The organism is Burkholderia sp. IO2, from assembly GCF_029522185.1.
Lineage (GTDB): Bacteria > Pseudomonadota > Gammaproteobacteria > Burkholderiales > Burkholderiaceae > Burkholderia > Burkholderia cenocepacia.
This window is the reverse complement of record NZ_JAKWFH010000135.1, coordinates 1-1,403: the sequence shown is the minus strand read 5'-3', so window position 1 is coordinate 1,403 and position 1,403 is coordinate 1. Positions and strand designations below refer to the sequence as shown.

General features: G+C 52.7%; 1 rRNA gene. It reads right to left on the bottom strand.

The window, feature by feature from the left end:
* Positions 1 to 1,403 (bottom strand): 23S ribosomal RNA (locus MMB92_RS35145); the annotation flags it as partial.

Below are 1,403 nucleotides of genomic sequence, written 5' to 3'. Positions count from 1 at the left end.
CGCGCCCGGATTTGCCTAAGCGCCTTCTCCAATGCAGCGACCGGGACTTCCAACACCCGGACAACCTTCCGCGATCCGTCCCCCCATCGCATCTAACAATGGTGCAGGAATATTGACCTGCTTCCCATCAGCTACGCATTTCTGCCTCGCCTTAGGGGCCGACTCACCCTACGCCGATGAACGTTGCGTAGGAAACCTTGGGCTTACGGCGAGGGGGCCTTTCACCCCCTTTATCGCTACTCATGTCAGCATTCGCACTTCCGATACCTCCAGCACCCTTTACAAGGCACCTTCGCAGGCTTACGGAACGCTCTCCTACCATGCGTGCTAAGCACGCATCCGCAGCTTCGGTATATAGCTTAGCCCCGTTACATCTTCCGCGCAGGACGACTCGATCAGTGAGCTATTACGCTTTCTTTAAAGGGTGGCTGCTTCTAAGCCAACCTCCTGACTGTTTTAGCCTTCCCACTTCGTTTCCCACTTAGCTATATTTGGGGACCTTAGCTGGCGGTCTGGGTTGTTTCCCTCTTGACACCGGACGTTAGCACCCGATGTCTGTCTCCCGTGATTGCACTCTTCGGTATTCGGAGTTTGCTATGGCGGGGTAATCTGCAATAGACCCCCCAACCATGACAGTGCTCTACCCCCGAAGGTGAGACACGAGGCACTACCTAAATAGTTTTCGGAGAGAACCAGCTATTTCCAGGTTTGTTTAGCCTTTCACCCCTATCCACAGCTCATCCCCTAACTTTTCAACGTTAGTGGGTTCGGACCTCCAGTACGTGTTACCGCACCTTCATCCTGGCCATGGATAGATCACCTGGTTTCGGGTCTACGCCCAGCAACTGAACGCCCTATTCGGACTCGCTTTCGCTACGCCTGCCCTATACGGTTAAGCTTGCTACTGAACGTAAGTCGCTGACCCATTATACAAAAGGTACGCCGTCACCCCTTACGAGGCTCCGACTGTTTGTATGCATGCGGTTTCAGGATCTATTTCACTCCCCTCCCGGGGTTCTTTTCGCCTTTCCCTCACGGTACTGGTTCACTATCGGTCGATCACGAGTATTTAGCCTTGGAGGATGGTCCCCCCATCTTCAGACAGGATTTCACGTGTCCCGCCCTACTTGTCGCACACCTAGTTCTTTCATACTGTTTTCGCCTACAGGGCTATCACCTGCTATGGCCGCACTTTCCAGAGCGTTCGGCTAACAATACAAATAAAGAGTGCAAGGCTCATCCCATTTCGCTCGCCACTACTTTGGGAATCTCGGTTGATTTCTTTTCCTGCGGTTACTTAGATGTTTCAGTTCACCGCGTTCGCTTCGCATGGCCTATGTATTCAGCCATGGATACTCCAAAAGGAGTGGGTTTCCCCATTCGGACATCTACGGATCAAAGCT